Below are 12465 nucleotides of genomic sequence, written 5' to 3'. Positions count from 1 at the left end.
GGAATAGAAACTTCGAACCTCATCTCTATTGTATCAAATAAACTGAGATATTCGCATTAAAATAATATCCAATTCATTTATTTTTTTCTAACAACATAACTTTTTGAATATTCAGGTTATCTTCTGCTTCGCCTATTGTTACTCTGAGCCAATCTGGTCGCAGACCACGTCGCACTTGATAACCATTTGCCAATAATTTTTCGGCCAAGGACGTTGCGTTTGGATATCGAAAAAAGACAAAATTTGCTTGGCTGCGATAGAATTCAATTTCATTATTTGCTAGAAAGCTTTCCCACTTGTCTCTTTCTTTCTTATTTTTCGCGATCGAATCATCAATAAATTGCTGATCCCTTAATCCTGCAAGGGCCGCTACCTGTGCAATTGAACTTAAATTATATGGAAGTCTAGCCGCTTCCATGTAATTAACAATCTTTTCAGAAACCACTGCATAACCTATGCGATAATTTGCAAGCCCATAAACCTTAGAAAAAGTTCTTAACACTGCAACATTTTCAAATTTTTCAACTAATTTTAGAGCACTTGTCTCGTCCGTATCGGTGGCATAGTCAATATAGGCCTCATCAATCAAAACCAAAACTGAACTTGGAACATTTTCAACAAAATGCCGTATATCGCTAACTTTTTCATAGGTTCCAGTAGGATTGTTTGGATTACAGATCCAAATTATTTTTGTCCTTGAAGTAATGTTTTTCAGGAAACTGTCAAAATCATATTTTCCGTTTCGCTCATTGCAATCAATTTTTATGACTTTGGCATCCTCAATTTCAGCATGAAGCGCATATTCAGAGAAAGTCGGATTAGTCACTAATACTTCATCACCTGACTCAAGGAAAATTCGAGAAAACATAGCGATTATCTCATCGAGTCCAACACCAAAAACCAACTTTTTAGCATCAACCTTTAATTTATTCGCCACCTCTGTCCTCAATTTCAGGGCATAACCATCCGGATAACGATTTTCTTCTCCAAAATTCCATTTCAAAATTGCTTCTTTCACTCGCTTAGATGTTCCATAAGGATTCTCGTTAGCTGATAATCTAACCAATTTTTTTATACCATATCTTTTTTTAACTTCACTAAGCGGCTCCTCTGGAATATAACTTTGAATTGCCTGAATTTGCTTTTTCATACAGAAAACCTCTTTCCGATTTATAAATCCTTAATTTCGGGGCGATCTTTCGTCTTGCTCATTAGACCTTCTCTTCCAGCAAGCTCCTTTTTAATTTCATCATACGAAACTCCTTGTTCCACAAGTAATACCATTAAATGATACAGTAAATCCGAGGTTTCATAAATTAACTCATTTCGATCTGGATTCTTGGCCGCTACCACAACCTCGGTTGACTCTTCACCGACCTTTTTTAAAATTTTGTCCAGACCTTTTGTAAATAGATAGTCTGTATATGATCCTTTTTTAGGGTTACTTTTTCTTTCTAAAACTAATTTGTATAATTCTTCTAAATCTTGCATTTCAAAATTCCTCCTATGTTTTATAAATCAACACTGTTAAAAAAGCAACTGATGTTCCCTGTATGGCACGCGGGTCCGTTGGGAATTACTTCAACCAGTAATGTATCTGCATCGCAGTCTAAAGTCATTTTTTTAACTTTTTGCGTATTGCCACTTTCCTCACCTTTATGCCAAAGCTTCTGACGCGAACGCGACCAAAACCAAGTTTGCTGAGTTGCGAGCGTCTTGCGATAACTTTCTTCATTCATCCAAGCAACCATTAAAACATCGCGTGTAGTTGAATCAATAACAACCGTAGTCAAGAGTCCCTTTTCGAAATTTGGATAGTTCATCTAACATTCACCCCTGCTAATTCCAATCTTCTCTTAACCTGCGGTATAGTTAATTCTCCAAAATGGAACACTGAAGCCGCTAATGCCCCGTCAACAGGAGCCTCTTTGAAAACTTGAACAAAATCTTCAATATTGCCAGCTCCACCGGATGCAATTATTGGAACATCCACAGTTGCGCCTATTTCTTGGTATAATTCAATGTCAAACCCAGATTTAGTTCCATCCTTATCCATACTTGTAATTAAAAGCTCTCCTGCTCCCAAATCTACTACTTTCTTAGCCCACTCAATTGCATTCAGCTTTGTCGCTTGTTTTCCACCATGTGTGTAAACTAATTTTTGTCCATTATTTTGATTCTTCTTCACATCGATCGCAACCACAATACACTGGTTACCAAATTTTTTTGCTCCTGCTTGAATTAAACTAGGATTAGCAACAGCTGCCGAGTTTAATGAAATTTTATCGGCCCCAGCCTTAAGTAGTTTTTGCATATCGTCCAAGTTCTTAATCCCACCACCAACAGTTAATGGCATAAAAACTTGACGTGAAACATTTTCAACAACATCTATCATAGTTGATCTTTTTTGATTGGTTGCTGTTATATCAAGAAAAACTAATTCATCGGCTCCTTGCCGTTCATATTCAGCAGCAATTTTGGCTGGATCACCGACATCTTCTAAATTGACAAAATTTACTCCTTTTTTTACCCTGTTATCATCAATATCTAAACATGGAATAATTCTTTTAGCCAACATTTTTCTCCACCTCGGCAATCTCTTCCAATGTTAATCTGCCTTCATACAAAGCTTTTCCAACAATTATGTCACTTATTCCACTTTCCGTTAGAGCTTTAATATCATTGATATCACGAATACCGCCTGAAGCAATAATATTGCACGTAGGAAAAGTATTTTTTAAATCTGTAAGCAGCTCTGTATTAGCCCCTTGCATTGCACCATCACGTGCAACATCGGTAACCACAAAATGTCGTGCCCCTGCAATTTGCATTTCAGCTATCAAATCTGTCATAGTTGTTTCTGACTGTTCTAGCCATCCATTGATAGCAACTCTTCCATTTGCACCATCAACACCGATGACTATCTTTTCCGGTCCATATTGTGCAAGCGCACTTCTTACAAAAGCTGGATTTTTCAATGCCGCTGACCCGATGATTAGGCGATCTAAACCTAATTCAAAATAACGTTCAAGTTGCTTAAAATTGCGAATTCCTCCCCCCAGTTCAATCACCCCTTCAAAATGGGTGCGAATCTCTTTAATTGCGTCTAGATTTTGTGGTTTGCCGATCTTAGCACCATCCAAATCAACTAAATGTAGCTGACGAATTCCGCTTTGATTAATTTTCTTTGCTTGTTCTAGAGGATTCTCATTAACTAAGGTTTTTTTCTTAAAATCACCTTGAAAAAGGCGGACACTTTTACCTTCTTGCAGATCGATAGCTGGAAAAATCATTTAAACACTATCCTTTCTTTAAATGCTTTCAGTACTTCAAGCCCAACATGCCCACTTTTTTCAGGATGAAACTGCATCCCAAAAACATTTTTATTTTGTACAACTGCTGGAACGTTAGCTGAGTATTCAACCTCTGAGACAACATACTTAGACTCGCATTCTGCATAATATGAATGTACAAAGTACGTATATTTATCTGCTAGCATTGCAAACTCAGAGTTGGGCTGAAGAAGTTTATTTTGGTTCCAACCCATCTGCGGAACCTTAAATCCTTTTTTCTCTGGCAATTCGATTACATCACCTGGAATTAAATGAAGTCCTTCTGTCATTCCATACTCGCTTGAAGTATCAAACAACAATTGCATGCCTAAACAAATCCCTAATAAGGGAATTCCCTTTTCAGCTGCCTTTTGGAGTGTTGTATCTAATTTTTTGGCTTTCAAAATCTTCATTGCACTTTGAAATGCACCAACTCCTGGTAAAACAATTGCTTCGCTTGCCAAAATTTCTTCTGGATCGTCCGTCAAATTTGTTTTAACATTCAGATAAGCAAATGCTTTTTGAAGATTATAAGTATTTCCCGCATCATAATCAACTAGCGTTATCATATTTAAATCACACCCTTTGTTGAATTAACTCCTTGTATTTCCGGATTGATGGTAACAGCTTTACGCATTGATCTTCCTAATGCTTTAAACAAGCTTTCTATTTTATGATGGGTATTACGCCCATATAATATTTCAGCATGCAAATTCATCTCAGTACTAAAGGCCACAGCTTGAAAAAAATCTTCAACAATTTCAGTTTCGAAACTTCCAAGACGAGGATTAGTTAATTCTGCATTAAAAACAAGATAAGAACGACCACTCAAATCAACACAGACACGACCAAGTGTCTCGTCCATCGGAACAAATGCTGTCCCATATCTTTCAATCTGTTCCTTTTTACCAAGTGCTTGTTTAAAACATTCCCCTAAAACAATTCCTGTATCTTCAACTGTATGATGTGGATCTACATTTAGATCACCTTTTGCGACAACCTTTAATCCAAAACGACCATGTTTTGCGAATAATGTCAGCATATGGTCAAAAAATCCGACACCGGTCTCAATTTCGATGCCTGTCTGCTGATCAAGATTTAAGCTGATGCTAATTTGCGTTTCTTTTGTATTACGTGTTATTTGAGCACTTCTCATTTACTTTGCATCTCCTTTAAATCTTGATTCAACTGCACGTGCATGCGCCTCTAAACCTTCAGTTCGTGCTAAGGTGGTTATCGCCTTAAGATCCTTTTGAAGTGCCTCTTTTGAAAATTGAATAAACGATGTTTTCTTAACGAAATCATACACACCTAGTGGCGAAGAAAATTTAGCTGTTCCACCCGTTGGCAGCACATGATTAGGCCCAGCAACATAATCTCCCAATGGTTCAGAAGCATATTTACCTAAGAAAACTGAACCAGCATTCCGAATAGAACTTAAGTACTGCATCGGATCTGCCAACTGAACTTCTAAATGTTCAGGCGCAACCTCATTCATTAAAGCAAACATTTCTGGAACAGAGTCCATAATTGCAATAAAGCCACGATCCTTAATTGCTACTTCAGCAATTGCCTTTCTAGGTAGAACTGCAAGTTGTTTTTCAACTTCATCGCTGACGGCAGTCGCTAACTCTTCATTATTGGTAATTAAGATTGCACGAGCACGTTTGTCGTGTTCTGCCTGTGATAACAAATCTGCAGCTAATTGATATGGAGTTGCTGTCTCATCCGCTAGAATTCCAATTTCTGAAGGACCAGCAACCATATCAATTGCAACTTGTCCAAACACTTGTTTTTTTGCTGTTGCTACAAAAATATTCCCGGGCCCGACTATTTTATTGACTCTTGGAACTGATTCAGTTCCATATGCCAGTGCTGCTATTGCTTGGGCACCTCCGATTTGATAAACAGCCGTCACACCTGCGATTTTAGCTGCTGCTAAAACAGCGGGTGCAATTCCATCTTTTTGCGGCGGAGTTACCATTACTATTTCGTCAACACCTGCAATCTTTGCTGGAAGAGCATTCATCAGAATGGTTGAGGGATATGCTGCTGTTCCGCCTGGAACATACAAACCTACACGTTCCAATGGAGTTACTTTCTGTCCCCGAATAATACCAGGTTGAGCAGCATCAACAAAACCATGCTGTAATTCCATCTCATGATAGTTTTTGATATTTTTTTCTGCGAGTTTCAAAGCATCCTTTAGTTCTGGAGAAATAGATTGATAGGCCTCTTCTAATTGGTTATTAGAAATACGCAATTCATCTAGATCAACACCATCAAACTTTTTTTCATAAGATTTAACTGCCTCATCGCCTTTTGCCCTAACATTTTCAATAATTTCCGCAACTTGTTTTTCGATCTGCAGATCAGTTGTTTGTGTAGTATAACGCACAACTATTTTTTTCATTTCGGCTAACGATTTTTTGTAAATTTTCATTTTATTTTCTCTCCCTGCACTTTATTTTTTTCTGAAACAGCATCTTTCAGATTATCCACTAAATTAAATACTTCCGCAGAATGTTGCTTGAGTGACATTCTGTTAACCACTAAGCGCGTTGAAACTTTATCAAGATAATCAAATACATATAGATTATTTTCTTTTAAAGTCGTTCCGGTTTCTGTAATATCAACAATTGCATCTGCTAAACCAATCAATGGTGCCAATTCGACAGAACCTTCAATTTTAACGATCTCAACATCCTGCCCTAAAGATTCAAAGTATTTTTTTGTTATGATTGGATACTTTGTACCAATTATTTTCCGTTCAGGACTATTTACATCGAAATCAGCAGTTGAAGCTAAAACAAATTGACACTTTCCTACTTCTAAATCAAGCAATTCATACTGATCATTTTGCTGTTCATCCAAAATATCGCTGCCGACAATACCGATATCAACCACTCCAGCATTCAAATATGTTGTAACATCTGGTCCCTTTGCTAAGATGAACTCAAATTTATCATCATCAGTTCGAATGATTAACTTTCTTTTCTTATTCTTCAAAGGCGTGCAATCAATGCCAGTCTGCTCTAGTAATGGGATAACTTTTTTTTCAACACGACCTTTAGTAAGAGCTATTTTCAACGACATTCTCAATTTCTCCTTGCTTGTTTATTTTTAATAACCCGACTTTTTCCAAACGAGCTTTTTCCTTAGCTGTTTCAAGATTATCTTCCAGAGATAGCTCATAATTTACGTTTTGCAAAAGTAATTTAGCCGCATATTCTATCTGACTGGGTTCAAAGAAAAGATATTCCTTTTCTTCTTTTTCATTTTTGATTTCCGCTATTTCTGTAAGCAAGTCGATATCTATTCCCATTCCAACCGCTGGCTCTGGCTGTGCTTGAAAGCTCTCCAATAACTGATCATAACGTCCCCCACTGAAAAGGTACTCAGGGATGTTATCGACAAAGCCCTTGAAGGTTATCCCTGTATAATAGCGTTGCGGTGGTGCCGTACTTAAATCAATAATCACTTTCTGATTCGGTATTTTCAAGACCCACTTTGCAACTTTAATCGTTTCCTGCAATGAAGAACGTGCTAGCGCTGGAAGCTCTATCCCTTCCAGCATCTTTGTTATATCTCCAACTTCACCAAAAAGACGCGGCCACATTTGAAGAAACGGATAATTTTCTGTATTCTCAAACTGCTTAATTGCTTTTTGATATTCTGGGATTTTTTTACGATAAAGTTCATGTTTTATTTTATTTTTCAACTCGTTATTTGAAGTCACGCTCGCTAATAAACTATCTGCAAAACACGCATGACTTATTTCTATTTTGACACGATTTCTCAACCACTTTTGACTTATTCTATTGATTAAAAGCAAACATTCAAGCTCTGCCTTTAGTGATGAGTATCCAACAAGTTCTATTCCAGCTTGAGTCATTTGATTATTACGTCCCGAAAGCTCTTTCGCTATTTTGAATAAATCACCAACATAGTAAAATTTCTGCGGCAATTTGATATTTGTTGTTGTTAACAGACGTGCAATCGGTAATGTTAGATCCGGCCGAAGAACAACCGTTTTGTTATTCTTGTCAAGCAACTGATAAGTTCGCATTTGTTTTAAATCAAAATTTGCAAAAACCTCTTGATATTCTAACAATGGAGTATCGACTTTCATAAAATTCCTTTTTTGAAGACTTTTTTGAAGCTCATTAACTAACAATTGCTTCCTACCAGCACGTTCGCCGAACTCGGCGCGTGTTCCTAAGGGTAAGTTTATTTTATGCATAGCATTACCTCCTTAAAATAAAAAAAATCCCCTTAGCAAAAATGCTAAGAGGACGAATTACCGTGGTTCCACCTCAATTTATTTATTTCTCACAAAATAAATCTCATGTTGAATTTATCAACAGGATAACGATCTTAGTCGAATAAGCTTAATAAAGTATCTACAACTTTTTCAGCTCATTAATTCATAGATGTGTTTCACTATCAACATCGATTCTCTTCCCAGCACCGAGAACTCTCTTAAATGAGCGGTCAATAATTACTCTTCTAATCATAATATGTTAAATTATGTTAAATTAAAAATTGATTAATCAATTTGAATTTAACTAATTCTAACTTCATTTTTTTTAGTTGTCAAGACTTAGCAAAAATATTTTTCAAATGGTATCCTCGCCCAACTTCTTCAATACTGTGTGCATCTGACCCAAAAATCAACGGTATCTTTTTTTGGAATGCTAATTTACTTATTTGTTCTCCTGGATAAAAATCATTACAGTATGGTTTATACATCCCCGCAGTATTAAAATCAATCTCTCTTTTCTGGTCCACTAGAATATCTAATATTTTTTTTATCAATTCTATATTGGCAGCATCAAATAATTCAGGCAGATGAAAATAGTCTTGATATTTTTTAATTAAACTCATGTGTCCGATCCTTTGAGGACGATACTTACCTAAATCAGAAGTTACCGACCGATATACCAAATTCAAATACTTTTGATATAGTTTTTGCGGTTCTCGAAGAAAAGGCTCAAAACCATTTGCAAAATCGTCAATTGTATAGTCTAAACACCATAATCCATCTTCCTTCCCTTGCATAAAGTGAACAGAAAGAATATTTTGCTGCGTTCGTGCACCATACTCATCCAAAAAAGCTTTTATTTCATCCTCAAATTCAGGCAGATAATCAACTTCAAAACCAATAGATATTTGAATTTGACTTGCATATTTTTTTTTCATTTTCTCTGCCAATGTAAAATAAGTCTCTAAATCATCCCATGCTAGAGAAGCAGTTGTCAACCCTTCTATACTTCCTCTATATTTTTTTAAGAATCCATGCGGTAAAGGTGCATGCTCCGTAATACAATAGCGATCAAACCCTAGCGCAATTGCCCTCTGAATCATTTTTTCAACTGGCTCCCCACTTCCGTGAGGGCACAATTCTGTATGTGTATGCCCGTCCATCTTCATGTGCTCATTTCCTTTCTTGAAACGTTTTTTCGTTAATTCAGATATTTAGCTAAAAACATTTGAATATGCTTTTTATATACTTCTGAATTTATCCAATAACTTTCAGCATGTGTTGCCTTAGGAACAATCCATAGTTCTTTTGGAGCATCTGTTGCTCGATAGTTTTCCAAAGACATGTAACTTGGCACATAATCATCTTCTTCACCATGAATAAAAAAGATTGGCACTCTATTCTTCTTAAGCTGGGTCACAGATGAAACGTCTCCCAAATAATATCCTAGCCGATGATGATTGATTGTATTTATAAAAGGGTAGAATGGGTACTTAGGCAAATGAAATCGTCTTTTAAGTAGAAACATCAACTCTTCTTCAATACTAGAGTAACCACAGTCAGCAATAATACATTTCACTTGCGCTGGTACTTTTTCTCCGCTCAGCATCGCGACTGTGGAAGCCCCCATACTAACACCAAATAGGATAATCTGAGTATCATTACCTATTCTTTCGATAATTTTTTTAACCATTGCAAATAATCTAAACGATCTAACCACCCAAAACTAATATATTTTCCAGCACTTTCGCCATGTCCGCGATCATCAGGAAGCAGAACGCTAAAACCCATTTCATAATACATTTTAGCAAAGTTAGCCATCGTTTCACCATTTCCTTTATAACCATGTGAAATAACAGCTACCTTTTTTGATGCAGCGTTGCGAGCTGGAATAAACCAAGCCGACATTCTTTCTGTCTCGTCCTCATTTTTCAGAAACCAGTGTTCTTTATTGCACTTTTGGAACCAGTCCACATATTTCCAATAACTCTCCGCGTATTTTTTCTTTCCTTCTGAGGTTTCCGGAACATGGTCAACGCGTTTAAAAGCCATCTTAAATAAATATTCACTTATTAAAAACGAAGCTGCAGCTGCTCCCATGGTTGCATTAACTAGCATATTCTTATTCTTCATAATTCCTCCTAAAAATATACAATAAAAATTCTTCAACTTAACGTATTTTTGTCCCCAGCCCGGTGTAAGTACCCGCCACATTCTAAGCAATTGACTTGCCCCTTATTATAATACAAAAAACTTAACCCGCAAAAAAACAGTTAGGGGCTACACCAAAATAAAATTTTGGCGTAGCCCCTAACTGTTTTTTTTAAAGTTTAAACTTTCTCAAGAAACAAACTAGATTTATCTAATCTATTAATTAGTATCCAGTTAATATTTTCGGCAAACACTGTCTACCAAAAACGAAAAGACGATTAATTTAATCTGTCGTTTAATTTCTTGCTTAATTCTTCAAAACCTGGTCGATTCAAAAGAGCAAACATGTTATGCTTGTATGCTTCTACACCTGGCTGGTTGAATGGGTTAATACCATTTAAATAACCAGAAATAGCAACCGCAATTTCAAAGAAATAAATTGTATAACCTAAAGTATAAGCAGTCTGGTCAGGAATATTAACAATCATGTTAGGTACATTACCGTCAGTATGCGCTAAAACTACTCCTTGGAAAGCTTTAGTGTTTACAAAATCCATTGATTTGCCTTCCAAATAACCTAATCCATCAAGATTTTCTTTTTCTTTTGGAATTTCAACATCATGGTTGGGTTTGCCAACTTTAATTACCGTTTCCATAAGATTGCGACGACCTTCTTGGATATATTGTCCTAAAGAATGCAAATCAGTCGAAAAATTAGCTGATGAAGGATAAATTCCCTTTTGATCTTTCCCTTCAGACTCACCCATTAATTGTTTCCACCATTCAGAGAAGTATTGCAGTGATGGTTCATAATTTTCAAGAATTTCTGTTGTATATCCCTTACGATATAAAATATTTCTCAAAGCTGCATATTGGTAGGCCTCATTCTTATCTAGATCAGCTTTGTTGTACTCAGAGCGTGCATCAGCGGCACCCTGCATCAATGCATCAATGTCTGCTCCTGAAGCCGCTATAGGCAACAAACCAACAGGTGATAAGACGGAGAACCTTCCACCTACATCATCTGGAATTACAAAAGTCTCATACCCTTCTGCGTTTGACTCTTTCTTCAAAGCTCCCTTGGCACGATCTGTTGTGGCATAGATACGTTCCTTGGCACCCTGTTTACCATACTTCTCAATTAATTTCTGCTTAAAGACACGGAACGCAATAGAGGGTTCAGTTGTTGTCCCGGATTTAGAAATAACGTTAACTGAAAAATCGCGATCACCAATTAAATCAATTAAATCATGTACATACGATGAGCTAATCGAGTTTCCAGCAAAAAACACTTGCGGTGCATTTCTTTTTTCGGCAGGTAATAAATTGAAAAATCCATGATGTAAAAATTCAATAGCTGCTCGCGCACCTAAATATGATCCTCCAATTCCAATCACTACTAAAACATCTGAATCAGATTGAATTTTTTTTGCAGCCTTTTTAATACGTGCAAACTCTTCTTTATCATAATCGACCGGCAAATTCAAAAAGCCACGAAAATCTTTACCAGCACCTGTTCCTTCACGTACCTCATTGTCAGCAGCTGTGACAAGCGCTTGCATTTCACCCAACTCGTTATCTTGAACAAACTTCTTTAAATTTGAACTATCAAATGTTATATGTGCCATTAGTATCTCCCCTTTTAGAGTTTTATCTAACCGCTATCATTATACAATAATTTAACTGTCTTGTAAGTATATTTTGACGATAAATTATGATTTATACTTAAAATCACTTACTAAAACAGTATAATAACTTGAAAAATGGTCTATAAAAACTTAGTTAAGCGTATTCTTAGCTGTATTCCAAAATTTCACTGAAATATCCTACTAGGCTATAATTCGAAATCAAAGTCTTGATAACAAAATACCACCTACTATGATCATTACAGAACCAATGGTGATATATATAAACTCTTTTTTCGTCTTTTTTTCCCCTAGCAGTAATATGCTTCCAAACGTTGATATAATAATTCCCATTTGGGAAAAAGAATAGCTAATTGCTAAGCCAACTGCAGGAATAGCTAAAAACATGAATATGTTACCTGTACCCCAAACTAGACCCGTAATAACATTTTTAAAAGTCTCTCTTTGAAAGGCATTCTTTCCACGAGCAAAAAAGCTTGCACCGATTACCATTCCAATCGCTTGTGGCAAGACCATTGCTTTAGCATCGACTCCAGCCAAATTTACAATCACAGTATACCCAACATATCCAATCGTAGACAACGTTAGGGCCCTGATTCCAGCACCAATATTTTCAGCATGCTTTTTAGTAATACTTACTTTGTTATCTCGTAATGAAGTTAAGGTAGCTCCAGCAATTAAAATAATCAATGCTGTCGTTCCAAGTAAAATTTGATGCTCTGTCTGCCATTCATGAAAAAGGATAATTCCAGCCAAAGCGTTAAACAGTAACTGTAATCCTGTTGATAATGGCACTGTTTTCGATATTCCAATTGCTTTCATTGAATGAAATTGCTGATTTTGACCTAAACTCCAAAATAAACCTGAAACAACCCCGACAAGACCTACCTCTATAGACATATAATCTTGTATGTGATTCCAAAAAAGAAGCGTTGTTAGTATACTGAAAAACAAAGCTCCTAAAGTCATCCCTAAAGTTTGCTGATTCGCGTTACCGCCCAATTTACCGCTAACCAACCCAATACTTCCCCATGCAATAGCGGGAATAAGTGCGATTAACATACTATAATAA

Annotated in this window: 13 protein-coding genes, 1 pseudogene and 1 other annotated feature; all 14 genes and pseudogenes read right to left on the bottom strand. The window is 36.4% G+C overall.

The window, feature by feature from the left end; translation table 11 throughout:
- Window positions 1–73: 73 nt before the first annotated feature.
- Entirely contained in the window at window positions 74–1150 is a 1077-nt protein-coding gene (hisC, locus tag FD20_RS07505; RefSeq protein WP_057737304.1) for a histidinol-phosphate transaminase, read from the bottom strand.
- 20 nt (window positions 1151–1170) lie between these two features.
- Complete coding sequence (gene hisE / locus FD20_RS07500) at window positions 1171–1491, bottom strand: phosphoribosyl-ATP diphosphatase (RefSeq protein WP_057737302.1); 321 nt, start codon at window positions 1489–1491, stop codon at window positions 1171–1173.
- A 20-nt stretch (window positions 1492–1511) separates the two neighbouring features.
- The gene (gene hisI / locus FD20_RS07495) at window positions 1512–1823 is read right to left on the bottom strand and encodes a phosphoribosyl-AMP cyclohydrolase (RefSeq protein WP_057737300.1); all 312 of its coding nucleotides are present in this window, start codon (window positions 1821–1823) and stop codon (window positions 1512–1514) included.
- Window positions 1820–2578, bottom strand: a complete 759-nt coding sequence (gene hisF, locus FD20_RS07490; RefSeq protein ID WP_057737298.1) for an imidazole glycerol phosphate synthase subunit HisF — start codon at window positions 2576–2578, stop codon at window positions 1820–1822. The genes hisI and hisF overlap by 4 nt, the downstream gene beginning before the upstream one ends.
- Window positions 2568–3293 carry a 1-(5-phosphoribosyl)-5-[(5-phosphoribosylamino)methylideneamino]imidazole-4-carboxamide isomerase gene (hisA, locus tag FD20_RS07485; RefSeq protein WP_057737296.1) on the bottom strand — a complete coding sequence of 242 codons (726 nt, stop codon included), beginning with the start codon at window positions 3291–3293 and terminating at the stop codon, window positions 2568–2570. The genes hisF and hisA overlap by 11 nt, the downstream gene beginning before the upstream one ends.
- Window positions 3290–3901, bottom strand: coding sequence for an imidazole glycerol phosphate synthase subunit HisH (gene hisH / locus FD20_RS07480; protein WP_057737294.1), 612 nt, complete (start codon window positions 3899–3901; stop codon window positions 3290–3292). The genes hisA and hisH overlap by 4 nt, the downstream gene beginning before the upstream one ends.
- 2 nt (window positions 3902–3903) lie before the next feature.
- Window positions 3904–4488, bottom strand: a complete 585-nt coding sequence (gene hisB, locus FD20_RS07475) for an imidazoleglycerol-phosphate dehydratase HisB (RefSeq protein WP_057737292.1) — start codon at window positions 4486–4488, stop codon at window positions 3904–3906.
- Window positions 4489–5775 carry a histidinol dehydrogenase gene (gene hisD, locus FD20_RS07470; protein ID WP_057737290.1) on the bottom strand — a complete coding sequence of 429 codons (1287 nt, stop codon included), beginning with the start codon at window positions 5773–5775 and terminating at the stop codon, window positions 4489–4491. It lies immediately after the preceding gene.
- The gene (hisG, locus tag FD20_RS07465) at window positions 5772–6428 is read right to left on the bottom strand and encodes an ATP phosphoribosyltransferase (protein ID WP_057737288.1); all 657 of its coding nucleotides are present in this window, start codon (window positions 6426–6428) and stop codon (window positions 5772–5774) included. Before hisG ends, hisD begins: the two co-directional genes overlap by 4 nt.
- Entirely contained in the window at window positions 6403–7575 is a 1173-nt protein-coding gene (locus FD20_RS07460; protein ID WP_057737286.1) for an ATP phosphoribosyltransferase regulatory subunit, read from the bottom strand. The genes hisG and FD20_RS07460 overlap by 26 nt, the downstream gene beginning before the upstream one ends.
- A 45-nt stretch (window positions 7576–7620) precedes the next feature.
- Window positions 7621–7858: a binding site (T-box leader), on the bottom strand.
- 70 nt (window positions 7859–7928) lie between these two features.
- Entirely contained in the window at window positions 7929–8765 is an 837-nt protein-coding gene (gene hisJ / locus FD20_RS07455; RefSeq protein ID WP_057737284.1) for a histidinol-phosphatase HisJ, read from the bottom strand.
- A 32-nt stretch (window positions 8766–8797) separates the two neighbouring features.
- Window positions 8798–9729, bottom strand: a pseudogene (locus FD20_RS07450) (alpha/beta hydrolase).
- Between the two features lie 296 nt (window positions 9730–10025).
- A complete protein-coding gene (locus FD20_RS07445; RefSeq protein WP_057737282.1) occupies window positions 10026–11375 on the bottom strand; it encodes a glucose-6-phosphate isomerase in 1350 nt (449 codons plus the stop codon).
- Window positions 11376–11594: 219 nt separating this feature from the next.
- Window positions 11595–12455, bottom strand: a complete 861-nt coding sequence (locus FD20_RS07440) for a GRP family sugar transporter (protein WP_057737280.1) — start codon at window positions 12453–12455, stop codon at window positions 11595–11597.
- Between the last annotated feature and the right edge of the window lie 10 nt (window positions 12456–12465).

Source organism: Liquorilactobacillus uvarum DSM 19971, assembly GCF_001434935.1.
GTDB lineage: Bacteria > Bacillota > Bacilli > Lactobacillales > Lactobacillaceae > Liquorilactobacillus > Liquorilactobacillus uvarum.
Note: the sequence above shows the minus strand (reverse complement) of the source record. Positions and strands in the feature narration are given on the sequence as shown.

Coding starts and splice junctions, on each gene's coding strand:
- hisC (WP_057737304.1), bottom strand. CDS start 1,150: ATGAAAAAGCAAATTCAGGCAATTCAAAGTTATATTCCAGAGGAGCCG.
- hisE (WP_057737302.1), bottom strand. CDS start 1,491: ATGCAAGATTTAGAAGAATTATACAAATTAGTTTTAGAAAGAAAAAGT.
- hisI (WP_057737300.1), bottom strand. CDS start 1,823: ATGAACTATCCAAATTTCGAAAAGGGACTCTTGACTACGGTTGTTATT.
- hisF (WP_057737298.1), bottom strand. CDS start 2,578: ATGTTGGCTAAAAGAATTATTCCATGTTTAGATATTGATGATAACAGG.
- hisA (WP_057737296.1), bottom strand. CDS start 3,293: ATGATTTTTCCAGCTATCGATCTGCAAGAAGGTAAAAGTGTCCGCCTT.
- hisH (WP_057737294.1), bottom strand. CDS start 3,901: ATGATAACGCTAGTTGATTATGATGCGGGAAATACTTATAATCTTCAA.
- hisB (WP_057737292.1), bottom strand. CDS start 4,488: ATGAGAAGTGCTCAAATAACACGTAATACAAAAGAAACGCAAATTAGC.
- hisD (WP_057737290.1), bottom strand. CDS start 5,775: ATGAAAATTTACAAAAAATCGTTAGCCGAAATGAAAAAAATAGTTGTG.
- hisG (WP_057737288.1), bottom strand. CDS start 6,428: ATGTCGTTGAAAATAGCTCTTACTAAAGGTCGTGTTGAAAAAAAAGTT.
- FD20_RS07460 (WP_057737286.1), bottom strand. CDS start 7,575: ATGCATAAAATAAACTTACCCTTAGGAACACGCGCCGAGTTCGGCGAA.
- hisJ (WP_057737284.1), bottom strand. CDS start 8,765: ATGAAGATGGACGGGCATACACATACAGAATTGTGCCCTCACGGAAGT.
- FD20_RS07445 (WP_057737282.1), bottom strand. CDS start 11,375: ATGGCACATATAACATTTGATAGTTCAAATTTAAAGAAGTTTGTTCAA.
- FD20_RS07440 (WP_057737280.1), bottom strand. CDS start 12,455: ATGTTAATCGCACTTATTCCCGCTATTGCATGGGGAAGTATTGGGTTG.